This window comes from Cutibacterium sp. (assembly GCF_030525615.1).
GTDB lineage: Bacteria > Actinomycetota > Actinomycetes > Propionibacteriales > Propionibacteriaceae > Cutibacterium.
The window spans coordinates 207,946-230,543 of record NZ_JAUNEJ010000002.1; the positions used below are offsets into that span (position 1 = coordinate 207,946).

Annotated in this window: 15 protein-coding genes, 4 pseudogenes and 1 riboswitch; of the genes and pseudogenes, 14 read left to right on the plus strand and 5 right to left on the minus strand. The window is 62.3% G+C overall.

The annotated features are described in order from the left end of the window. Positions 1-25 precede the first annotated feature (25 nt). Together Q4B98_RS04675 and Q4B98_RS04680 are read right to left on the minus strand one after the other, a co-directional pair. Positions 26-1,906 (minus strand): ABC transporter ATP-binding protein, encoded by a 1,881-nt coding sequence (locus Q4B98_RS04675; RefSeq protein ID WP_303195955.1) that lies wholly within the window; start codon positions 1,904-1,906, stop codon positions 26-28. Next, positions 1,899-3,821, minus strand: coding sequence for an ABC transporter ATP-binding protein (locus Q4B98_RS04680; RefSeq protein WP_303195956.1), 1,923 nt, complete (start codon positions 3,819-3,821; stop codon positions 1,899-1,901). Before Q4B98_RS04680 ends, Q4B98_RS04675 begins: the two co-directional genes overlap by 8 nt. Positions 3,822-4,097: 276 nt before the next feature. On the opposite strand from Q4B98_RS04680, the gene Q4B98_RS04685 reads away from it, so the two are divergent. The 5 genes from Q4B98_RS04685 to Q4B98_RS04705 all read left to right on the plus strand — a co-directional run bounded on the left by Q4B98_RS04685 (position 4,098) and on the right by Q4B98_RS04705 (position 10,708). Continuing rightward, positions 4,098-4,574: a low molecular weight protein-tyrosine-phosphatase gene (locus tag Q4B98_RS04685; RefSeq protein ID WP_303195957.1), complete on the plus strand. Its 477-nt coding sequence runs from the start codon at positions 4,098-4,100 to the stop codon at positions 4,572-4,574. Positions 4,575-4,637: 63 nt separating this feature from the next. Beyond that, a complete protein-coding gene (locus Q4B98_RS04690) occupies positions 4,638-5,663 on the plus strand; it encodes a cyanophycinase (protein WP_303195958.1) in 1,026 nt (341 codons plus the stop codon). A gap of 2 nt (positions 5,664-5,665) precedes the next feature. Continuing rightward, entirely contained in the window at positions 5,666-6,358 is a 693-nt protein-coding gene (locus tag Q4B98_RS04695; protein WP_303196120.1) for a response regulator transcription factor, read from the plus strand. Between the two features lie 50 nt (positions 6,359-6,408). Further along, complete coding sequence (locus tag Q4B98_RS04700; RefSeq protein WP_303195959.1) at positions 6,409-7,782, plus strand: HAMP domain-containing sensor histidine kinase; 1,374 nt, start codon at positions 6,409-6,411, stop codon at positions 7,780-7,782. A 292-nt stretch (positions 7,783-8,074) separates the two neighbouring features. Then, entirely contained in the window at positions 8,075-10,708 is a 2,634-nt protein-coding gene (locus Q4B98_RS04705) for a family 20 glycosylhydrolase (RefSeq protein WP_303195960.1), read from the plus strand. Positions 10,709-10,788: 80 nt separating this feature from the next. Here Q4B98_RS04705 and Q4B98_RS04710 read toward each other — a convergent pair whose 3' ends face one another. Together Q4B98_RS04710 and idi are read right to left on the minus strand one after the other, a co-directional pair. Next, the gene (locus tag Q4B98_RS04710; protein WP_303195961.1) at positions 10,789-11,775 is read right to left on the minus strand and encodes a M23 family metallopeptidase; all 987 of its coding nucleotides are present in this window, start codon (positions 11,773-11,775) and stop codon (positions 10,789-10,791) included. Positions 11,776-12,121: 346 nt separating this feature from the next. Next, the gene (gene idi, locus Q4B98_RS04715; protein ID WP_303195962.1) at positions 12,122-12,718 is read right to left on the minus strand and encodes an isopentenyl-diphosphate Delta-isomerase; all 597 of its coding nucleotides are present in this window, start codon (positions 12,716-12,718) and stop codon (positions 12,122-12,124) included. Between the two features lie 103 nt (positions 12,719-12,821). Here idi and Q4B98_RS04720 point away from each other — a divergent pair, with 103 nt between their 5' ends. The 3 genes from Q4B98_RS04720 (at position 12,822) to Q4B98_RS04730 (ending at position 15,681) form a co-directional block, all read left to right on the plus strand. Then, positions 12,822-14,015, plus strand: coding sequence for a MarP family serine protease (locus Q4B98_RS04720; protein ID WP_303195963.1), 1,194 nt, complete (start codon positions 12,822-12,824; stop codon positions 14,013-14,015). 255 nt (positions 14,016-14,270) lie between these two features. Beyond that, positions 14,271-14,543, plus strand: coding sequence for a YciI family protein (locus Q4B98_RS04725; protein WP_303195964.1), 273 nt, complete (start codon positions 14,271-14,273; stop codon positions 14,541-14,543). Between the two features lie 37 nt (positions 14,544-14,580). Next, on the plus strand, positions 14,581-15,681 hold the full coding sequence (locus Q4B98_RS04730) for an NADH:flavin oxidoreductase/NADH oxidase (RefSeq protein ID WP_303195965.1): 1,101 nt from the start codon (positions 14,581-14,583) through the stop codon (positions 15,679-15,681). A 328-nt stretch (positions 15,682-16,009) separates the two neighbouring features. On the opposite strand, the gene Q4B98_RS04735 is transcribed toward Q4B98_RS04730, so the two are convergent. Continuing rightward, positions 16,010-16,633 (minus strand): DUF1707 domain-containing protein, encoded by a 624-nt coding sequence (locus tag Q4B98_RS04735; RefSeq protein ID WP_303195966.1) that lies wholly within the window; start codon positions 16,631-16,633, stop codon positions 16,010-16,012. A gap of 74 nt (positions 16,634-16,707) precedes the next feature. Further along, positions 16,708-16,900, plus strand: a riboswitch (cobalamin riboswitch). A gap of 111 nt (positions 16,901-17,011) precedes the next feature. On the opposite strand from Q4B98_RS04735, the pseudogene Q4B98_RS04740 reads away from it, so the two are divergent. From Q4B98_RS04740 to ppgK, 6 genes and pseudogenes are all read left to right on the plus strand, one after another. Further along, positions 17,012-19,441, plus strand: a pseudogene (locus tag Q4B98_RS04740) (ribonucleoside-diphosphate reductase subunit alpha); the annotation flags it as partial. A gap of 418 nt (positions 19,442-19,859) precedes the next feature. After that, positions 19,860-20,123, plus strand: a complete 264-nt coding sequence (locus tag Q4B98_RS04745; RefSeq protein ID WP_303196121.1) for a PH domain-containing protein — start codon at positions 19,860-19,862, stop codon at positions 20,121-20,123. A gap of 287 nt (positions 20,124-20,410) precedes the next feature. Continuing rightward, positions 20,411-20,629 (plus strand): annotated as a pseudogene (locus Q4B98_RS04750) (PH domain-containing protein); the annotation flags it as partial. A 264-nt stretch (positions 20,630-20,893) separates the two neighbouring features. Beyond that, a pseudogene (locus tag Q4B98_RS04755) lies at positions 20,894-21,259 on the plus strand (PH domain-containing protein); the annotation flags it as partial. Between the two features lie 39 nt (positions 21,260-21,298). Further along, positions 21,299-21,568 carry a PH domain-containing protein gene (locus Q4B98_RS04760; protein WP_303196122.1) on the plus strand — a complete coding sequence of 90 codons (270 nt, stop codon included), beginning with the start codon at positions 21,299-21,301 and terminating at the stop codon, positions 21,566-21,568. A 101-nt stretch (positions 21,569-21,669) separates the two neighbouring features. Continuing rightward, positions 21,670-22,530, plus strand: a pseudogene (ppgK, locus tag Q4B98_RS04765) (polyphosphate--glucose phosphotransferase); the annotation flags it as partial. Positions 22,531-22,598: the final 68 nt, after the last annotated feature.

Below are 22,598 nucleotides of genomic sequence, written 5' to 3' on the forward strand. Positions count from 1 at the left end.
GACCAAAACTGGCGCAGCTGGGATTTTAGGCAAGTGATTCCTGCCAGGCTTTGTGCAGTTCGGCGTAGCGTCCGCCCTGAGCCTCCAGTTCCGCCGGGGAACCGTCCTCCTGAATCTGGCCGTGCTCCAGCACGAGCACTCGGTCAGCAATCTCCACCGTCGACAGACGATGAGCGATGATGACGGCGGTCCGGTCGGCCAGGATTGTCCGCAGTGCCCGCTGCACCAGACGCTCCGAGGGGATATCTAGCGACGAGGTCGCCTCGTCAAGGATGAGCACCACAGGGTCTGCCAAAAAAGCGCGGGCAAAGGCCACCAACTGACGCTGACCGGCCGACAGACGTCCGCCGCGCTGGGAAACGTCGGTGTCATAGCCTGCCGGCAAGGCGCGAATGAACTCGTCGGCACCCACCGCACGGGCAGCAGCCTCGACCTCCTGGCGGGTAGCGTCGGGGCGCCCAAAAGCGATGTTGTCAGCGACGGTGCCAGCGAAAATGAAGTTCTCCTGGGTCACCATCGTCACCGCACGACGCAGGTCGGCGTCCGACAGGTCGCGTAGGTCATGACCGTCGAGACGCACCTCACCGCTGACGGGATCATGGAACCGCGAGATGAGTTTGGCGATCGTCGTTTTCCCGGCGCCTGTCGTCCCGACCAGGGCAACCGTCTGACCGGCAGGAATATGCAGGTCAAGGTCAGGCAGCACCTCACGTTCGGAGTTGTACCCGAACGTCACGTGGTCGAAATCCACCGCCCCGTCGGCTGTACCGAGATTCGCCGGCTTTTCCGGCTCGGCCACCGCCGGTTCTTGCTCAAGCACTCCCGACAGCTTCTCCAACGCCGAGGACGCCGACTGAAACGTGTTGTAGAACTGGCCGATGTCTGCAAGAGGCTCGAAGAACTGGCGCAGGTAGAGCAGAAAGGCCGTCAAAACCCCAACCGTCGTCCAGCCGCGCAGGGCAAAGTAGCCGCCGACCAGGAGCATGAGACCGATGGTGATATTGCCGGTCAAGGTGATACCCGGCATGAAGATCGCGAACAGCCGCATTGACCGAACGTTGATACCACGGTACCGGTCAGCCAGCTCGGTGAAGATCTCCTGGTTTCGTGGTTCCCGACGGTACGCCTGAACCGCCTTAATGCCCGTCATCGTTTCGGTGAACTGAATGATGACCTGGGCTGAGGCGTTGCGCACCTTGCGGAAGGTCCGGGTCGACTCCCCCGAAAACCACTTGACCAGCAGAGAGACGAAGAACAGGGACGCCAGGCAGATGAGGCCCAGCCGCCAGTCCATGACCAGCAGCATGACGCCGGTTCCAACAAGGGTGAGCACGGCGGAGACAAGACCGTCAAACCCCTGACCCATCAGCTCGGCGATGGCGTCGATGTCGCTGGTCATGCGGGAAACGACGCGCCCCGAGGTGTACTTGTCGTGAAAAGCAACGTCAAGGCTCTGGAAGTGACGAAAAACCCGACGTCGTAGCTCCAACAGCACATCCTGGCCGATTCGCCCCGAGACCCGCAGGAAATAGATCCGAGTCGTCACCTGGATCGTGAGCACGATGAGCATGGTGACGACGGTGACCACCAGATTGCGCGCCGATCCGCCATGCATGAGTGGCGGGATACCCAGGTCGATACCGCGTCGAACCAGCGCCGGGGACGCGAGTCGGGCGATGTTCTCAATGACGATGGCCGCCAGCAACACCCAGACCACGGTCTTATAGGGCTTGAGCAAATTCCACAGCAACGCCCGGGAGCGCGCCTTGAGCAGGCCAGCCGCCGTGGCAGAGATTTCGTTGGCTTCCTCGTTCGCCACGCCGCGCCAGTCTTCAGGGGTGGCCGTCTCTTCGCCCGGCGTGGTCTTTTCGGCAGTTCTGCCGTGTTCTGCCATCTCCTCAGGCATGATCGACCTCCTTTCCCCGATTTTCCACAGCGCCGCCAGACATCCCCTGCTCGGCGTCGTAGTCGGCGCTCAGCAGTTCGCGGTACTCCGGGACGGTCGCCAGCAATTCCGGGTGCGTGCCGACGTGGGTGATCGTTCCTTCCTGCAGCAGGGCAACCCGATCGGCCAGCAAGACGGTGGAGGCCCGATGGGCGACGACGATTCCCGTCACCCCGACAAGGACCCTTTTCAGGGCTTCCTCGACGAGGGCCTCGGTATTCATGTCCAGGGCCGAAAGGGTGTCGTCAAGGACGAGGATTCGGGGTTTCACCAGCACTGCGCGCGCCAGAGCCAGACGCTGACGCTGACCTCCTGACAGACTCATGCCCTGTTCGCCGATCCGGGTGTCGAGGCCCCACGGCAGGTCCCAGACGAACCCGGCCTGGGCGACGTCGATGGCCTCGGCGATCTCCTCCTCGGTGGCCTCGGGACGACCCAGAGTGAGGTTCTCTCGCACGCTCATCGAGAACAAGGTGGCGTCCTCGAAAGCGGTGGCGACGATACTGCGTAGATTCTCGACGCGAAGGTCGCGGACATCCACCCCGTCAATGCGGATCGCTCCGCCGGTGACGTCAGCCAGCCTCGGGACAAGCGCAGTAAGAGTGGTTTTGCCAGAGCCGGTGCCGCCGACCAAGGCGATCGTCTCACCGGGGGCCACGGTGAGGTTGACATCACGCAACACGTCGTCGTCGGAGTCGGGATAGTGGAAGGAAACGTCGTCGAAGACGAGTTCGCCCCGGGGGTCGTCAAGGCAACGCGGACCGTCATGAATAGTCTCGGGGGCGTCGAAAATCTCGGTGATACGGTCGGAGGCCGTCATGGCGTCCTGGGTCATCGACAGCAGGAATCCCAGCGAGGAGATCGGCCAGATGAGACTCAGCATGAGGGTGATGAACGCGACCAGGGTACCGAGGGTGAGGTGACCGTGTGCGGCAGCGTAGGCACCGATGGCGAGGACGACGATGAGGGTCAGGGTTGGAATAGCCTCAAGGAAGGTCCAGAACGCCGAGACCAATTTCACTCGGTCCAGGCTGGTCTGCCACAGGGTTGTTGCCTTGTCGTTGAACCCGTCATAAATGTGCTCGGAACGGCCAAACGCTTTGATGACGCGCAGGCCGTGAACTGATTCCTCCACGGCTGAGGCAACGTCGCCGGTCTGATCCTGAATGGTGCGGGAGATCTTGACGTAGCGGCGCTCATTCCACAAGCACAGCCAGACGATCGGGGCCGCCGAGATCACCACGACGATTCCCAGCGGCCAGTACATCCGCAGCAGCAGGATGGCCACGATGACGATTTGGAAAGTGTTCATGATGATGAACAGCAGCCCGAATCCGAGGAAACGACGCACCGTGGACAGGTCGTTCATAATGCGGCTGAGTAGCTGTCCCGACTCCCACTGGGTGTGGAATCCCAACGGCAGACGCTGCAATTTGGCGTACATATCCAGCCGAATACCCGCCTCGACGCCCAACGTAGCCCGCGCCACGACCCATCGTCGCAGGAACATGAAGAGGGCCTCGACGACACCAACCCCGATCGCGGCACTGCCCAGCACCCACAGGCCACGGTGATCGGAATGTGCGACCGGCCCGTCAATAATGCGCTGAGTCACCAGCGGGGTGACAATGCCGGCCATCGTGGAGAGGAAGGCGAAGACCACCATCGCGGTAAATCGACCAATATAGGGGCGCATATAGGTGCGGGCACGCCACAAATTGGCAAGACGGTTACCACTACGCAGATGATTGCCACTACGCAGAAGATTGCCGCTACGCGGAGGAGGAGCGAGGGCCGGTTCACGGGTCAGTGCGTCGCCATAAAGGGTACGAACCTCATCACTGATAACGGCCTGGCTGTTGTGTTCTGACGTCATGATGGGCATGGATCTCCCGGTGAGTTGGTGTCGCGCGCTGGTCTAACCGCTCAGGGCGGTGACTCACTCAGGAATTCATGGTTTGAGGATATTGCAAGTTGAGGTGTCGTTCTGGGATTCGAGACACCCAGCGCCATCAACAACACAGAGCCATGGCGACGCGACACCATGACAGCCCGACACGGCACAACGCAGCACAGTGTCCAGCGGGCACCGGCGTCGACAGAATTCTCTCACACCATGCAGACTGGACCCACCGACTGTGGAAGGACCCCTGTGAGCAACCAGAACATCCCCTCCGTCATCTTCGTGTGCTGGGGAAACATCTGCCGTTCCCCGATGGCTGAATTCGTCGCCAAGAAGGTCTTCGCCGATGAGGGTGTCACAGCCCGTATTAGCAGTGCTGGGGTCAGCGATGAGGAGCACGGCGGCCCGATGGACTCGCGAGCCACGTCCGTCTTGACCTCACACGGCTACGCCTGCTCGGGCCACCATGCCCACCAGATCGACGCCTGCGAAATCATGGCCGCCGACCTTGTGATCGCCGCCGAGCCGCATCACATCCAGATCATGAAACAGATGGCCCCCGACGCCAACAACCTCCACCTCATCCGCGACTACGACCCCACCTGCACCCCCGGCAGCTGCCTCCCCGACCCTTGGTATGGCTCAGCCGACGGGTTCGAAGACACCCTCGACGCCATCGAAGCTGCAATGCCTGGAATCGTCGACGCAGTGCGCCGGCTTGCCTGATCGGTTCCCGGCCATCACGCTCGTCTTCCCAGACCAACCGGCGCGGCATTATAGGCTGTTCCCATGAGTTTGTTCTTGGTCGGCGGAGGATACGACGACTCACTGACGGAGGTCTACGACGAGTTCGTCTCCCAGGCCCGTCATCACAATGCAGACGCCCCCATCGCGGTCGTCGTGGCCGGTCCGGCCTCTGAGTCCGCCGACCACGCCGCCGAGCTGACACGCATTGTCACCTCCCGCTGGGCCGACGCGAACCTCCTCACAATTCACCTCGACGGCCCGGGCACCGCCCCGACGATGGGTAACCCGGCCACCCCGCTGTGGGAGGAAAACGAGTCGTTCCAGCTTCCCGACAATCTCGACACCCTGGCCGGCATTATCGTCGGCGGCGGTGCCGTCCCCAGTTACGTCAACGGTCTTGCCCCGGCCGCTGAACAGCTCTCACTACTTGTGCGCGGCGGTGCGCCGTGGCTCGGTTTCTCAGCCGGGGCGATGGCTCCCTGCGTCACTGCTCTGGCAGGTGGCTGGAAACTGGGAGAACGCCAAGTCGGCCAGCAAGCGGGGGCGGAGGGATTCAACGACGTCACCTTCGTCGAGGGCCTTGGCCTGGTCAGCCTGACCGTCACCACCCACAACGACACCCTTTCCGGAGACGGTCTCATCATCTCCGCTCTGGAGTCCGGTCTGCTCTCCAGCGCCGTTGCCGTCGACGAGGCCACCTGCCTGCGTATCGACGCTTCGAGTGGCCACACTGAGGTGATGGGACGCGGCCTGGTCCGCTGGTTCACACGCGCAGTCAACGGAGTTCTCGTCCGCTCCCAGCACTCCGCCCCACCGAAACCGACGCCGACCCCCCACCGGCCGCGCTTCGAAGGTCTGGCCAAGGTAGCCGCAGCCACCCGCGCCGCCCACGATAAGGAAGAACGCGAGAAGGCAGCCCGGCAGCGCGCCGAGGAGAGACACCGCGCCCGGGAGCAGAAAGATGACGCTGCTACCGCTTCCGAGGAGGCAGACTCGCCAGCCCCCACGCCGTCAAACCCCGCCGCTGAATCGGTTGTAGAGTCCACGACGGAGGACGTCAAGCCATGAATATGCACATTCTCGTCGTTGACGACGACCGGGCGGTGCGAGAATCCCTCGCCCGTTCTCTGCAGTACAGCGGCTATGACGTCGACAGTGCTGCTGACGGCGTAGAGGCCCTCGCCCACCTGTCCGCCAGCCACCCCGATGCCGTCATCATGGATGTCATGATGCCGCGTCTCGACGGCCTTGAGGCCACCCGAATGCTGCGCAGCAACGGCAACGACGTTCCGATCCTCATCCTCACCGCCCGCGACGCTGTCGATGACCGGGTGGACGGCCTGGACGCTGGGGCGGACGACTACATGGTCAAGCCTTTTGCCCTGGACGAGTTACTGGCCCGTCTGCGCGCTCTGACTCGTCGTTCCCGCCCCGACCCGGAGACCGCCGGGGTTCCCGAGCGGCTGTCTTTTGCCGATCTCACCCTTGACCCAGACACTCGCGAAGTCACCCGTGGCAGCCGTCACATCAGCCTGACACGCACCGAATTTGCCCTGCTGACGGTCTTCCTGCAAAACCCGGAGAAGGTGTTGGAGCGCTCCTGGCTGCTGCACGAGGTGTGGGGATTCGATTTCCCGACGACCGCGAACTCCTTGGAGGTGTACATCGGCTACCTGCGCCGCAAAACTGAGCACGATGGCGAACCTCGTCTCATCCACACTGTCCGTGGCGTCGGGTACGTGCTGAGGGAAGCGCATTCGTGAGCCGTAGGTGGTGGCGGAGGCTGCTGGGTTGGCGTCCACGTCCACTTCACATGACGATGGGTCACCGCGTCAGCCTCCTGGTGTCGATTTCAGTCGTCGTCGCAGTGGCATTGACGTCACTGTCTGCCTGGTTCATGACGCGCATATCGCTGTACCACGAGCTTGACGACCAGCTGACACGGATGGCCACCGCGATCTCTCCGAGCGTCGCCTCAGACCCTCAGAACCTCGGCGGGCTGGAGGCCAGCTCTCTGGCAGCCACGAACACCACACTCATCTTGGTTCGCGCCGACGGGCATGTTGCCACCGCCCCGGGGGACAACGTCACCGTGACCACCGGGGCCAAAGAGCTTGCCGTCGCCCGCACCGGCACCGTCGACAAGGCGCGTACCGTCACAGACTCCCGTGGGGTTCCGGTGCGCATTGTTGCCATCCCGTTCACCTCTGACGGAACTCACTACGCCCTGGTCGCAGGCCAGAATCTCACCGGCACCTATGCCACTCTGAAGTCGCTGTCGATCGTCCTGGTCGGCACCAGTCTGGTCGGCATTGTGGTGACGGCCATCGCCGGATATCTGGCCGCCACCTCTGCCACCCGCCCGCTGCGCGACCTTTCCAGAGCTGTTCATCGCGTGACAAAGACTGACGAACTCAGCCCCATCCCGGTGCGTTCCCATGACGAGCTAGGCGATCTCGCCGACTCCTTCAATGTCATGCTGTCGTCGCTGTCGAACTCGCGGGAACGCCAGAAGCAGCTCATCGCCGACGCCTCCCACGAACTGCGCACCCCATTGACGTCCATGCGCACCAACGTCGAGCTGCTTATTGCCGACCAAAACAACCACATACTCCCCGATCAGGCGCGTAGCGAGATCCTAGACGACGTTGCCGCCCAGCTCGGCGAGTTCTCCAGCCTCATCGGTGATCTCGTCCAGCTGTCCCGAGAGGACGCCCCTCCCCCACGACCCCAGTATTTCGACTTGTCAGACGCCGTTTCCAAAGCCGTCGAGAGGGGCAAGCGGCGCGGCCCGAACCTGGAGTTCGACGTCCACCTGGAGCCTCATCCGGTGCTCGGGGACGAGGCAACCCTCGAACGGGCAGTGACGAACCTGCTCGACAATGCCGTCAAGTTCTCCCCCGCCGGGGGCACTGTGACGGTCACCATGGAAGGTGACAATGTGATCGTCGCTGACGAGGGTCCCGGGATAGCCGAGGCGGACCTGCCGCACATCTTCGACCGGTTCTACCGTTCCGACCGGGCCCGCAACACTCCCGGTACCGGCCTAGGGCTGTCCATCGTGGCGCATACCGTCACCAGTCACCAAGGCTGGATCAAGGCGTCACGGGCTGCCAGCGGCGGCGCCATGTTCACCATGTATTTGCCGCGCACAGAGCCTCCGGTTGAGCAACCGACGGCTTCCTGACGCTCCATTGGGCGGTTCAGGACCGTATCCGCTCGGCGAGGGTAGAACCCACGCTTTCCCAAGACCAGGGTCTGATTGAAACAAACCTCGTTGTGTGCCGTTCCGTCAGCGAGATTCCCCCTACCTCACCCGGCGTCACCCTCCTTACTCGCGAGACCGGAGACTTCAGCGTCACCGTTTGTGAAGACTCGGTACACCATCATGAGCGCTTCCAGCCTCAAGCGCGTAGATCCCACTGAGTCGCATTATTTTTAACCTCCAAAGCACTGCGCTAATCCAACGGAGGAGTTTCATGCGTGTAGTCCGACCAAGATCTGTCGCGGGGTTGGCATTGGCGCTAGCCCTGTTCTTCAGCTTCCTGGCGGGGTGGGAACGCCCTGCCTCGGCGTCCGAAAACCTTGCTCGCGGCAAAGTCGTCACTGCCTCGGGGCAGGAAACAGACTGGTGGGGTCCCGACAAACTCGTCGACGGAGACTCCGGCCCCGACGACGCCACCCCGCCCGCCGTCCACAACGAGCAAACCGCCAGCCGGTGGTCTGCGAACGCCGGCAATCACGTATGGGCAACCGTAGATCTTGCCGCTCAGGTGCGGCCATCCCAGGTGCGCATTCGGTGGGGAAATACCTTCTCCACGAATTACTCCCTGCTCGGTTCCATGAATGGCGTTGACTGGCAGCCTCTCGTGACCAAGGCCAGCGGTGCCAAGGGCGAATGGGTCAGCCATTCCTTGAACAATGCTCCAAGTGTGCGCTACGTGAAACTCGAATCGTTCGCAAAGTCCCAGCAGTGGTCGCTGTCGGTCTGGGAACTGGAGGTCTACGGCGAGGTCGAACAGACCTTGGACCCGGACTTCGCCACTGCCATCACGCCGAAGCCTGCAAAACAGCAGCCCGGTGAATCCGGTGACTTCTCTCTGACGGCAGACACCGTATTTGTCGCCACCGGGGAGGCCGCCAAGGTGGCAGAACGGTTCGCCGCCGACCTGCGCACCTCCACCGGCTATGCCCTACCCGTCCGGGAATCAGGCGAGGGTGTCCGCTGGCTTATCGACGATTCCGTCACCAATCCCGAGGGCTACACGCTCAACTCCGGACAAGATGGTGTGACGATCACCGCCTCGACGACGGCGGGCCTGGGATATGGTGGCGAGTCGCTCATGCAGCTGTTGGGGGTTTGGTCTCGTTCCAGTGAACCAGTCGTTCAGGACTGGGTTGTGCCTGGAGTCGCAATCGAGGACTCCCCGCGCTACGCATGGCGGGGTTTCATGCTGGACGTCTCACGAAACTTCTTCACCGTCGATGAGGTCCGTCAGGCCATCGACCAGATGGCACAGTACAAGCTCAACGTGCTGCATATGCACCTCAGCGACGACCAGGGCTGGCGTATCGCCATCTCGAATGAGGGCAAGGCCGAAGGCGACCCGATCGATTACACCAAGCTGACCAGCGTCTCCGGTGCTACCGCGATGGCTCCGACCGATTGGACCACCCGTAAGGGCACAGCCGGCTACTACAGCGCCGACGATTTCCGCGACATCCTGGCCTACGCTGCGGACCGAGGGATTGCCGTCGTGCCTGAAATCGACGTGCCCGGGCACACCAACGCCATCCTGCACGCCATCCCCCAGATGAATACTGACGGCTCCCTTCCGAAGTTGAAGGACGGTGAAACCACCGTGCCGCCTCAGACCACTGGCGCCGTCGGTAATTCGGCCCTCGACGCCAACGCCGAAATCACCTACCAGTTCATCAAGCATGTCGTGGGTCAGCTGTTGGAGGAGTACCCCAGCACCGTCCGTGGCGAGCAGTTCTTCCACATCGGTGGCGACGAGACCCACAAGATGAATGAGGTCAACCCGAACAACTACAAGACGTTCATGGGCCGTGCGACCGGAATCGTCAAGGACCTTGGAGCCACCGGCATTGTGTGGAACGAGGCCGCCGCCAGTGCCGCTGACAGCATGGCGGACGGCATGGCGATCCAGACTTGGTCGTCTCTCAACGGTGTCAAGGACTACGTTGAGAAGCATGACGGACGAGTCATCATGTCGCTAGCCGCCAACGCCTACCTACCTCAGGTACCCGGTGACCTGTTGGGGCCGAACTGGGCGTGCGGCGGGCCATGCGATCTCCATTCGTTCTACGAGTGGAATCCGACGACTCGCGTCGGCGTCGCGGAAGACAGAGTTCTCGGTGTCGAAGCGGCGCTTTGGGGCGAGCATCTGCGGTCTTGGAAGTCTGCGGAGTATTTGATCCAACCCCGTCTGGCCGCCACCGCCGAGGTGGGTTGGACCCCGCAGGACCAGCGTTCCTACCAGGAGTTCAGGCAGCGGGTTGCCGATCTGGGGAACTCGTTGACGATTCAAGATCGCAACTTCTACCCCGAAGATGGTGAGTGGGAACCCACCGCCCGTGCCCTGGCAAAGGACCCGGTGGCCGAAGGCACCGCGCCCGGAGACATTGCCGTCGCCAGTATTCCCGAGGTGAAGGTGGCAGACGTCAGTGCCAAGGCGACGCTCAGCGTCGACCAGGGCACGCCTGTCAGCACCAAGGTGAACGTGAAGGCCGAACGGGACTTCCTCCCAGGCGCCAAACAGCTGTGGGACAACCGGAGTGCGGCGTCGCTGATGAGATTCTCGATTGATTCCGCGCTGCCCGCCGGTGCGTATACCGGCACTCTCACCATCACCTACCCCGACGGCACGCTCGATGTTCCGTTGGCCATCGTCGTCGGTTCCGAGAGTCAACCGAGTCCTGAACTGACCCCGACTCCCAGCCCTGCCGGGACACCCAAACCGACCCAAAGCCCTGAACCAGCTGGGGACCTGGATTCAACCCCTCATCCCGAATCAACCCGAAACGGTGAGCAGGGCGGCAACCCGAGCACGTCGGCAACCCCGCTAGCTCTCCCGCGAACGGGCTGCTGAGCGTATCGGCTACAAGTGGTGCGCCCCTGTTATCGGGGGCGCACCACCTTCATTTCTGTCAACGTCAAAGGCCACAATCGTTACTCTGCGCCGGGGGCAGGCTGGTGCGGGGCGGTCGGCTGCTCGGGGGCTGGCTTCGGCGCTGGTTTCGGCGGCGGCGTCGGTTCCGGCGGTGCCGGAATCGTTGACGGCTCCGGCACCGGTTCCGTCGTCGGCACTCTCGGCGGCTTGGGAACACTCGACTTCTCTGGAGGCTTAGGAACGCCCGGCTCGTCCGGCAGCTTGGGAACACTCGGCTTCACCGGTGCCTTGGCCCCGGGAGTCCCCATCGACGTAGCCAGCCGACTCGGATTACCCGTCGGCAGCACCGGATCAGGTTGATTCAACTCATCAGCGGGGACGGTGGCTCCCTTGACCGGCTTGAGCTTGCCGAGGTCAGAGACGACCGGGTTGCCGTTGAACCACGGCAACGGGTCGGTGACCTGCCCATTGACGATGACCTCATAGTGCAGGTGACATCCGGTTGACATCCCGGTCGTGCCAGAGGTAGCGACGATCTGATGAACGGCGACTTTTTGCCCCACCCTGACTTTGATCGCCGACAGGTGGTTGTAGGTCGTCGCAACGTGCTTGCCCGCAATCACGCCATGATCGACCTCGACCCGGTTGCCGTACCCGCCGACAGGGCCTGCAAAAGTGACCTTTCCGGGCGCTGACGCACCTACCGGAGTGCCGCAGGGAATCCCGAAATCGACGCCGCTGTGGAGTTTCCATACTTTGAGGATGGGGTGATACCTCATACCGAACGGCGACGTGACCGCACCGTTGAGAGGTTTGGACAGCAAGGGTGCTTTGGCAGCCGATGGTCGCGGTGCTGAGGAACTGGAAGAGGAACTGGAAGCTGTGGGCATGGCCTGAGCGACAAGCTGTTCCTCGGGGACAGCTCGCAATCCGGAGTCTGACGGCCACGCTGCGGCCACCGACAACCCGACGACGGCCACTCCAACACCGCCAGCGATGGCAGTCTTGATGGCCTTGCGCTCGATGGTCACGTGTCGCGACACCATAGATTGCCCTCCTTTACACCGTGAACATCATTGTCGCCCTGTGCAGTGCCTTTTTCCTATTCCGTCGACATATGGTCGCTTCGTGGTCATCCACACCTCAGCGGTAACGACCCCCAAGTTATCCACAACAAGCCTGTGGAAAACCGTCATGGCTGGGGAAAACACATCCATGTCGTTCCCACAGGTGGCTCTGAATGAACAGCTCGCTTTCGCTCATCGCCAGCGTCTTGCCGATAACTCGCCGCAATCGTCATCGCCGCTTAGCCAAACCACGGCATGGTGCTGAATTCCCAAACACTGAACTCCCAGCACTGACCCCTGAGCGGACTACTGGCAGGCTGACATCTCAGCCCACAATTGGCAGCTCCGGCCCGAACTCAAGAATCTGCTCAACAGCCCAAGGACTCAGCAAGGCCGGCATTGATCGTGCCAGGCCGTACATATCCTGCCAGCCGACCCAGGTCGCCTCTTCGACTTCTTCGGGGTCAGGATTAAGCTCGACGAGTTCCTCAGGCAGGGACAATCGGGCAATGACAACCGGACACAGCTCATCCTCGACGATCCCGCCAGCATCCGTGGCGCGGTAGGAAAAATCGGGAAGGACGACGCGCATTCGGCGCGGGTCGAGGTCGAGACCGAGCTCTTGATGGGTGCGACGCACCGCCGCGTCAATAATCGACTCGCCAACTCGCGGATGCCCACAACAGGTGTTCGTCCATACCCCGGGCCAGGCCACTTTCGTCAGAGCCCGTCGAGTCATCAGCACCCGCCCGCCAACGTCAAGGACGTGGCAGGAAAACGCCAAATGCCGTGGAGTGTGCCGGCTGTGAACAGTCGCTCGGGGTGCAGTGCCAATCTGGTTGCCGTCGTCGTCGAGCAAGATGACGAGATCGTCGTTGGCACAGTCCGAGTTACTGGCGCTCTCGCCATCGTGATGGTCCATGACGTCAAGCTACCAACAACGACGGATTCCGCGAAGTTGAACGCTCCGACGTAGGCTCACTGCTGCCTCAAAGGCACTATTGAGATGCTGTTACGGGAGAACCATGCCACACCCACTTGACGTCATCCTCGTGGTGTACCTCGCCATGCGTGCCGTGGCCGGGTGGCGCAGGGGAGCCATCGTCGGAGTGGCCAGCCTCGTCGGCTTGGTCTTGGGAGTATGGGCAGGTCTGTGGGGCTCCGCCGTTGCTGCTGACCACCTCTTCGGGGAGAACTGGAGCTGGTTGGCCGCAGGCGCGGTGCGGGTGTGCTCCATCGTCGTCATCGCCGAGATCGTCCATGGCATATGCGTCCACATCGCCCGCCATATCCGGCGCGCATCCACCTCGGTGAGGTTGAGTACCATGGACCGCCTCGGCGGCTCGATACTCAATGTCATCGCCTCGACTCTCGTCATCACGGTGGCAGCAACGGCGCTCTCCCCCATCCTGCCGCCGTCATGGACCGAGGCCATCGACGAGTCATCCGTCATCACGCACGCAGACCGCGTCATCCCCGAGGAGGTCAACGACGCCGCTGCCCGACTGGTTGGACAAGCCGCTGACGCCTTCCCGAAGGTCTTTGCCGGCGAATCTCCCAGCCTGCCCGCCCCGGCCCCCGACGGCGAGGCCAGCAATACTCCCGGAGTGCGTCGGGCGGTTAAATCCATCGTCAAGGTGAGAACCCAGTCACCGCAATGCAACCGGGCCTCTGAGGGCACTGGGTGGGTGAGTTCCCAACACCGCGTGGTGACGAACGCCCACGTCGTCGCAGGGGCCGACCGGGTCACCGTACAAGTGGGCGGGACCGGAGTCCGGCTGCCAGCCACGGTGGTCTCCTACGACCCTGACATCGACCTGGCGGTGTTGGCGGTTCCCAACCTTGAGGCCCCGGCATTGACGATGGCGTCAGCAGTGAACAACGGGGATTCGACAGTCGTGGCAGGATTCCCCCTCGACGGCCCGTACACCCTCGAAGCAGCGACGGTGCGTGGGTCGATCCGGGCCCGCGGAGAAAACATCTACGGCACTGACATTGTTGTTCGCGAGATCCTCTCGCTGCGAGGCACGGTGCGTCCGGGGAACTCGGGTGGACCGCTGCTGACCAGTGACGGCAAGGTCGCCGGGACGATTTTCGCCCGGTCAACCACCGAACTGCGGACTGGGTACGCACTGTCCAATGACCAGACTCGACGACTTATCCGCGCTGGGGCCGCCGACACCACTCCAGCGTCCACCGGACCCTGCGCCGTCGGCTAAACCCTGCGCCGCCACACCAAACGCTGCAACGCCAACGAAAACCGACGCCACAACCTTGGGCGTCCAAAGGTCCCACCACCGAATCAGCCCGCGCACATTTGCCCACCTGACTACCTGATATGCCGTCTGACAAGCCTCGATGGCACCCGAACCAGCAGAGCCCTCTTCGATTGCCCGCTCTTCTCGGGTAACTGACGATTTTTGACACCCCACGTCACACTTCAGCCCCGGCTCATGACCCCATATCATGAGGGCATGGCAGTTTTCATCGTCGAAACCCATTACGATCCCGCCCATTCCGCAGAGCGCATGGCCGCCCGCCCGGCCCATCTTGAAAACCTTGATGTCATGCGCGAGCGTGGCCAGCTGGTCAACGCTGGCCCCCTGGCCGACGGCAGCGGCGCGGTCCTCATCTACACCGTCCCTGACCGCGATACCCTCGACCATTTGCTCGAGGCCGACCCCTACCCTAAAACAGCAGTCCAGGTGACGTCCGTGCGGGAGTGGACACCCAATTTCAAGTTCTGAGGGAGTCAGGGGTTGAGTGGCGTGGTGTCATGGAGTCATGACGTCACCGCTGCTGTTCCAACCCCTCACCCTTCGTGGCTTGACGGTTCGCAACCGGGTGTGGTTGCCGCCGATGTGCCAATACGCGGTCGATTCCCACGATGGGGTCCCGGACACCTGGCACCTTGTCCACTACGGTTCCTTCGCCGTGGGTGGTTTCGGCCTCATCATCGCCGAGGCCACCGCAGTAAGCCCGGAAGGACGCATCAGCCTTTGTGACACCGGGTTGTGGAATGACGACCAGATAGCGCCTTGGCGCGCCGTCACCGACGCGGTTCACGAGCTGGGCGGCAAGATCGCCGTCCAGCTAGGGCACGCTGGCCGCAAGGCCTCCACCGAGAAATGGTGGCCGGGATACCACGGAGAGGTGGTGCCTCCCGAGCAGGGCGGTTGGATTCCAGTCGGCCCAACGGACGCACCGGCCGACGGCGAACAGTACGCTGGCCTGCCAGTCAAGGCTCTGGACGAGGACGGAATCGCGAAGGTCATTGCCGACTTCCGCGCCGCTGCCGGGCGTGCGGTCAAGGCTGGGTTTGACGCAGTTGAGATTCACAGCGCCCACGGCTACCTGCTGCACCAGTTCTACTCGCCGCTGTCCAACACCCGTACCGATGGCTGGGGCGGCGACTTCGACGCCCGGGTCCGTCTGCCGTTGGAGGTTGCCCGGGCTGTCCGTGGCGCTATTCCTGACGACATGCCCCTGCTGGCGCGCCTGTCGGTTACTGACTGGCGCGATGACGGCTGGCAGGTGGACGATTCCGTCGAGCTGTCGCGCCGCTTCGCCGAGGTCGGCGTCGATCTGTTGGACGCTTCCTCGGGCGGCAATTCGTCAGCCTCTATCCCAGTCGCCCCGGGCTACCAGGCTGATCTGGCAGCCCGAGTGCGCGCTGAGGCGGGCATTCCCACCGCCACCGTCGGCATGATCTGGACCGCCGAGCTGGCTGAAGAGCTGCTGCAGAAGGACAGCGCCGACGCCATTATGGTCGGCCGGGCTGCCCTGCGTGACACCAACTGGCCGCTGCGCGCCGCTCACGTACTGGGGGTTCCCGCTGAGGACGCTCCATGGCATCCGGCGCGGTTCCGAGGGGCTTGGCGCTGAAACCTGTTCACCTCCGGTGAATCCCCTCCAGATCATACGTCTTATGAATTGACGTTTCGCGTACGTATCGACGTCATCGACGATCTGGTCGCCGGTCGGTCGTGTCCGCCCGAGCAGGACCTGACGAGACGACACGGCCCTGCCGAGGCGCGCCGGGAGGACGTATGTCGCAGACCACTGAGCCAGCGTCGGTCCGCACGGACATGGGTATGCTGCTGGTCAGATACCTCTTCTTGAGTGGTTAAGCTTCGATCTCGGCGATCACCTTCCTGTCGCCTTCGGACTCAGGAAACACACCAACCAATACCGTGATTAAAGACGACGCTCGTCAGCGATTCCACTTCTTCTGGTACTTTGCAAACTTCTTGGACCCGGGCCCATAAATGACAACGTCTCCGAGAATGTTCACCCCACGCAAGGTGAGTACCGGGGCGTCACGGCCAGGCTGCGCGAGACCTCGAATCTTGACCTCGCCGAGCACCCGTGACACCCAGTCCTCAATACGGACCCCATCGGGCGCCAGGATTATCGCGTCACCCATGACAAGCGTCAGATCAATGGTGATGTGATCGCTCGCCCACGCCATGGACGTTAGGTCGAAACACGAATCTCCCATGAACGCGCGCACGGTGGTGTGCTTAGCCATGGTCCGCCCGGATGCCCAAACTGCATCGCCCAAAATGCACGTCATGTGGTCGGTATCCGAGCCGGGGGCCAGACGTACGATCCCCGCGTTGTCGTGCGACGCACAGACACTGACACTCTCGGGGGTCGCTCCCAGATCAGCGAGCAACCTACCCAGATCACCATAGGTGTGGGCCTGCAGGGCGGCCTCGACCCTCTCGGAATGCTCATCGCGAGTCAGCTTTCCAACAGCCCAGGCTTCGTCAAGAATACCCGTTGCCCGGGCACGCTCGGCATCACCAATCCGCCATTCGTCGGAGATTGCCATGCGGAGAGTCTACGACATACACAACCTCATACATCCCCAGCATCTAGCGTTGACTCGTCGTCATAACCGTTCATATAGTGGCTGGTGCACATGGTTCCCGTGTTCGCACGGGCCAAGAGGGAATCCGGTGAGAATCCGGAGCTGCCCCGCAGCGGTGTACGAGAACGACCGCCGTCATAACGCACTGTGTTTCGTCATGGGAAGCGACGGCCAGTAGGCAACGAGTGCTCGTAAGCCCGAAGACCTGCCAGGTGTGGTCCCGCAACCGCGGGGCCCGGTTCGCGATCTCGCGGGAAGTATCGCAGCGTACCTGGGGACCAGTGTCCCCACTGCATTCCGCCTGCTCGCGTGCCCACGGCATCGCACGGAGGAATTGCAATGAGCGCCGATCCCATCTCGACCATCCACGTCTGCAAACGCGACGGGTCTTTAGCCCCTTACGACGGCAACGAAGTCGCCGCGTCCATCATGGACTCAGCCCGTGGGCTTGACGACGCCGTCGCCCGGGTAACTCTGCTACAGGCCGAAGTCGAGATCACCCTCTTCGAGGGAATCACCACCGACGCCTTGGACGAGGCCGTCATCCAGGTCGCTCTGGGCAATGCCAAGAACGACCCGGCCTTCGCCACCATCGCAAGCCGTATCGCCGTCAAGAAGCTGTACAAGGAAGTGTTCGGCAGTATCCATGACGGTGGCATTAAGCCCGATCAAGTGCGTGATCTGCACCGTTCCTGCTTCCCACACATGATCGAGCACCTCGTTTCTGAGGGTCATCTTGATGAGCGTCTGGGACAGATATTCGACCTTGAGGCGCTCGCTGCCGCCATTGATCCCAGTCGTGACGACCTCATCGGCTTTACCGGCGTTCGCACGATGACCAACCGGTATTTTTTGCGCACCTCTGACAACCGAGCGTTGGAAGTGCCGCAATACTTCTGGATGCGGGTGGCAATGGGACTCAGCCTCACCGAGGACGATCCCACGTCTTCCGCCCTCGCCTTGTACGACTCGATGAGTAACCTGCGTCACCTCCCGGCTGGGTCCACGCTCGTCAACGCGGGGACACCTGCGGCTCAGCTGTCCAACTGTTTCGTCATGCGCACAGAGGACGACCTCGAGCACATCGCACAGACGATCCACGACGTGATGTGGATCACCAAAGGCACCGGCGGTATCGGACTGTCGATGTCCGACCTACGGTGCGAGGGATCGCCGATTCGCTCCGACAACACGGCCTCGACCGGACCCATTCCCTTCATGCACACCATCGACTCGACGCTGCGAGCCGTCTCGCAGGGCGGTAAGAAGCTTGGTGCGCTGTGCTTCTACATGGAAAACTGGCACATGGATTTCCCGCAGTTCCTTGATCTGCGGCAGAACACAGGTGACCCGTACCGGCGCACCCGTACCGCCGACACTGCGGTGTGGATCTCCGACGAATTCATGAAACGAGTGGCCAAGGACGAGGACTGGTACCTCTTCGACCCCGCCGAGACCCCTGATCTCACCGAGTTGACCGGGTCAGCTTTCTCCAAGCGGTACGCCTACTACATCGAACAGGCCAAGGCCGGAAACCTCCAGCGTTTCCGCCGTACCACCGCCCGCGAGCAGTTCCGGGCCATCCTGATGAGCCTGCAAACAACGTCGCACCCGTGGCTGACGTGGAAAGACAGCGTCAATACCCGTGCATTGACGCGCAACACCGGGACGATTCACTCCTCGAATCTATGCACCGAGATCTGCCTGCCCCAGGATCGCGACCACACCTCAGTGTGCAACCTGGCCTCCGTGAACCTCGCCACCCACCTCGTCGGTCCGTGGGGGAATCGCCGCATGGATTGGACGCAGCTAGCCGCCACCACTCGGCTGGCGGTGCGTCACCTGGACAACCTCGTCGACATCACCACATCTGCGGTGCCGCAGGCCCAGCGGTCCAATGTGGAGAACCGCGCCATCGGCTTGGGGGTCATGGGGTTGACTGACACGCTCGAACAGCTGCGGGTGCCCTACGACTCCCCTGAGGCCTGCGACATCGTTGATCGGGTCGTCGAGTTCATCAGCTGGAACGCCATCGACACCTCCGCTGACCTGGCCGCCGAGCGTGGCTCGTACCCGATGTTCGAGGGATCTGGCTGGTCAAAGGGGATGGTGCCGCTGGACACCCTCTCCGTCTTGGAGCGCGATCGCGGTGTTCCCGTTGACGTGGATCGAACGACGCGGATGGACTGGGACCGGCTGCGTGCCAAGGTGCGTCGAGGGATGCGCAATGCCACTGTCATGGCGATTGCCCCAACCACCTCCATTGGTCTGGTCGCTGGCACGACACCGGGTCTGGACCCGCGATTTTCCCAAATGTTCTCACGAGCCACCTCGGCTGGGAAGTTCGTCGGGGTCAACCGTAATCTCGTCAACGACCTCAAGGCCCTGGGACTGTGGGAGACGGTTCGTGAGGAATTACTGCGTCACCACGGCGATCCCAGCCAGATTGACGCCATCCCGGCCTCTTTGCGACGTCTTTACCGCACCTCCTTCACCTTAGACCCGATGGCCTACCTCAACGTGGCCGCCAGGGCGCAAAAGTGGGTGGACCAGGCCATCAGCCGCAACATCTACCTGGTCTCTCGGTCGGTCGGTGACATGGAGGACCTCTACACCGCCGCGTGGCGAATGGGCGTCAAGACGACCTACTACCTCCACATGCTGCCCCGTCATACCGCCGAGCAGTCAACAGTGGAAGTCAATAAGGCCGCAGGCCATCGCAGCGGCCCCCGTCGCGGGTTCGCCACCACAGTACGACGCAGCACCGGCACCGTGGCACAGCTGCACCTTTAGGCTCCCTGAGGCCACGGGCTGCCTTTAGCCCCCAGTTACGCCACGGATGTACACCTGCGCCGTGCAAACGTGGCGCAACTGCGCAAAACTGGCGCAACTACCACTGGAGTTTTCGGGTTCAAAAATATGCTTTGGGTCTTGATACCGTCCCTTGTTAAGGTTCCATGCCATGGACGATCTTTTCAGCCCTCCCGGGGGCGAATGGCATCCAGTTTCCCCGAAATTCGTCACCGTCAAAAAGCTCATGGTCTGTCTAACCTGGGGCATTCTGACGGTCGTCCTTGCCGTCGTGCTGGGAGTTATCGTCACGTGGTGGGCCGGGGCCATCGCTGCAGTAGTCGGCCTGATCTTTACCGGATGGCGATTCTCGCGAATGCCCGCTGTCGTCGCGGCGATGGGCTGGTGCGAACGCGGAAGCGACCTGTGCATTCGTTCCGGACCGTGGTTCCGTCATATGGTCATCGTCCCCTATGGCCGAATGCAGGCCATTGAAATCAACGCTGGCCCCTTCGACCGGCACTGGGGCTTGGCATCCGTGGAGCTCGTCACTGCTTCAGCGCTTACAGACGCCTCCCTTAATGGTCTGCCAGTCGAGGAAGCCAATGCCCTGCGTGACCGGATCACGGCTATGGCCGAAGAAAAGGACGCGGCCCTGTGACCCCGGAACAGCACCACCTCGAGGGGGACCGGGGCGACATCACCATTCCCCCCGAGCCGGCACCAGGGCGACCCCTGCCCGAGGGAGTCGTGGAAAGACGCCTCCACTGGGCAACCCCATTGGTACGCGGCTGGATCATCATCACTGCCGCTGCCGTCATTGTGCTTCAGCAGTTACTTGAAAACGGCGAGGAGCTGACATCACTGTCGCTCCGCGATCTCGGAATCGGCGGCACCGTAATAGTCATCGTCGCCATCCTGCAAATCGTTGCCGGTTTCTTCGCGTGGGTGACCACCAGATTCCACATCGACGAAAACGAGGTACGCATTGAACACCGCTTCATCAGCCATGAATCCGACCGGCTAGCCCTGTCCAAGATTCAGGGAGTTGACGTCGTACAGCCCTTCGCCGCCAGAATCGTCGGCCTGGCAAGCCTCAACATTGACGTCGGGGCGTCCAATTCCAAGAAAATCGAGTTCCTGAAGCGTCGCGAAGCTTACGAACTGCGGGACTTGCTCATCTCGCGGGCACACCACGAAGAGACTCAGCCTGACGACGACAACGCGGGTGACGGCGTCGGGTCTCAGTGGTGGGACCGACGCCGCGACGAGCAAGAAATCGTCAGCGTCACCGCCAAGCGAGCCCTGATAGCCGGGTTCTTGTCGATGACCTTTTTCGTCCAGCTGCTGATCTTCATTGCGGCAACCGTCATCAGCGTCGTCACGGGTGAACCTGTCGGCATTGCCGTCATCGCCGCTTTCGCATTGACCATGATTGGTGTGGTGTGGAAGCAGCTCAACGCCGCGTGGAAATTCTCCCTACTGAGGTCGGCTGGCGCCCTCAAGGCAGTCCACGGCCTCACCAACCTGACGACGCGCGCCGTCCCGGTACGCCGGGTGCAGGCAGTGGAGATCTCCACGCCGCTGTTGTGGCGCCCCTTGGGGCTTTCCCGCATCACCATGACGGTACTGGGCGGGGCTGACCTGTCCGACGTTGAGCAGTCGACGATTTTGCTGCCTATCGGTGATGACGCGCAGGTCCACGCCGCCCTGGATGCGTTGTGGCCAGGGTTCCGGGTTAATTCGGTGCCTCTCAACGGAATCCCGAAACGTGCCCGGTGGTTCCGCTGGTTCGACCAAAAAATCATCGGCTGGGGATTTGACGAAGAGGTCGTCGTGACCCGGCAGGGACTGTTTAACCGCACCCTGAGTATCGTCCCGCACGCCCGGTCGCAATCGGTGCGGCTGTCCCAAGGCCCGCTGCAGCGTCGACTCGGTCTGGCTGATTTCGACGTACAAACCTCGTCGGGCCCGGTGACGGTGTCGTGTTCCAACCTGGATGCCTCTGCCGCGCGGACCTTCGTCATCGGTCAGATGGACCGTACCCGCGCCGCCCGCGCCCGGGAGTTATCGCCAACAGAGCACCCGGTCACCCTAGCCCCCTGACCAGTTCCAGTTGCGCCGGCCATATACGGCGCAACTGCACAAACTGGCGCAACCTGAAAACCCGGTGGTTTCCACCCGCTCACCATCAGTAACCGCCTCTCCCCTCGTACCCCCGCTCCCGCCACCACCCATTACACTTATCCACCATGAGCAACGTGCTGGGAATTGACGTCGGAGGCTCCGGGATCAAGGGTGCCCCGGTTGACCTCGAAGTCGGAGACTTCGCCGAACCAAGGCTTCGCATCACCACCCCTGAAAAGTCCTCACCCAAGAACGTCGTCGCGGTACTGCGCGAGATCGTCGACAATTTCGCCCCCACCATTGGCGACGGGCCAGTCGGTATCTCCTTCCCCGCCCCGGCACGCCACGGCGTCATCCCCTTCATCGCCAACCTTGACCAAGAATGGGCCGGGCTGCACGCCGAGAATTACATCAGTGACGCACTTGGCCGCCCGGTGACCGTCCTCAACGACGCCGACGCCGCTGGTTTGGGCGAGGTCCACTACGGTGCCGCCAAGGGAGTTCCGGGCCTCGTCATCCTCACCACGCTGGGAACTGGTATTGGATCAGCTGTTATCAACAACGGCGTACTGCTGCCGAACACCGAACTCGGCCATATCGAAATCGATGGTCACGACGCCGAAAGTCGCGCTGCCTCTTCGGTCAAGGACCGCAAAAAGATGTCTTACAAGGACTGGGCGACCAAGCGCCTGCAGCCTTACTACGCGACACTCGAAATGCTGTTCTCCCCTGACCTCTTCGTTGTTGGAGGCGGTGTCTCCAAGGATCACGACAAGTTCTTCAAGTACCTCGATCTGGAGACCCCGATCGTCCCAGCACAGCTGCGCAATCGCGCCGGAATCATTGGCGCGGCCTGGCAGGCTCAGTGGCGTCTAGAGCACCCTGACGTCACCGAGCAGCAAGTGATCGCGGCGGCCGAAGAGGCCAAGAAAGACGACTGACCCATCTGAGACTGAGCGATCGCCCGCCCCTGTGGACGGGCGATCGCTTGTTGTCAACCGCCGCCGAG

Excerpts from the sequence above, each read along its gene's own strand:
- Q4B98_RS04700 (WP_303195959.1), top strand. The coding sequence starts at position 6,409 with ATGACGATGGGTCACCGCGTCAGCCTCCTGGTGTCGATTTCAGTCGTC.
- Q4B98_RS04705 (WP_303195960.1), top strand. The coding sequence starts at position 8,075 with ATGCGTGTAGTCCGACCAAGATCTGTCGCGGGGTTGGCATTGGCGCTA.
- Q4B98_RS04730 (WP_303195965.1), top strand. The coding sequence starts at position 14,581 with ATGACGTCACCGCTGCTGTTCCAACCCCTCACCCTTCGTGGCTTGACG.
- Q4B98_RS04735 (WP_303195966.1), bottom strand. The coding sequence starts at position 16,633 with ATGGCAATCTCCGACGAATGGCGGATTGGTGATGCCGAGCGTGCCCGG.
- Q4B98_RS04680 (WP_303195956.1), bottom strand. The coding sequence starts at position 3,821 with ATGACGTCAGAACACAACAGCCAGGCCGTTATCAGTGATGAGGTTCGT.
- Q4B98_RS04745 (WP_303196121.1), top strand. The coding sequence starts at position 19,860 with ATGGGCTGGTGCGAACGCGGAAGCGACCTGTGCATTCGTTCCGGACCG.
- idi (WP_303195962.1), bottom strand. The coding sequence starts at position 12,718 with ATGGACCATCACGATGGCGAGAGCGCCAGTAACTCGGACTGTGCCAAC.
- Q4B98_RS04710 (WP_303195961.1), bottom strand. The coding sequence starts at position 11,775 with ATGGTGTCGCGACACGTGACCATCGAGCGCAAGGCCATCAAGACTGCC.
- Q4B98_RS04720 (WP_303195963.1), top strand. The coding sequence starts at position 12,822 with ATGCCACACCCACTTGACGTCATCCTCGTGGTGTACCTCGCCATGCGT.
- Q4B98_RS04725 (WP_303195964.1), top strand. The coding sequence starts at position 14,271 with ATGGCAGTTTTCATCGTCGAAACCCATTACGATCCCGCCCATTCCGCA.
- Q4B98_RS04690 (WP_303195958.1), top strand. The coding sequence starts at position 4,638 with ATGAGTTTGTTCTTGGTCGGCGGAGGATACGACGACTCACTGACGGAG.
- Q4B98_RS04675 (WP_303195955.1), bottom strand. The coding sequence starts at position 1,906 with ATGCCTGAGGAGATGGCAGAACACGGCAGAACTGCCGAAAAGACCACG.
- Q4B98_RS04695 (WP_303196120.1), top strand. The coding sequence starts at position 5,666 with ATGCACATTCTCGTCGTTGACGACGACCGGGCGGTGCGAGAATCCCTC.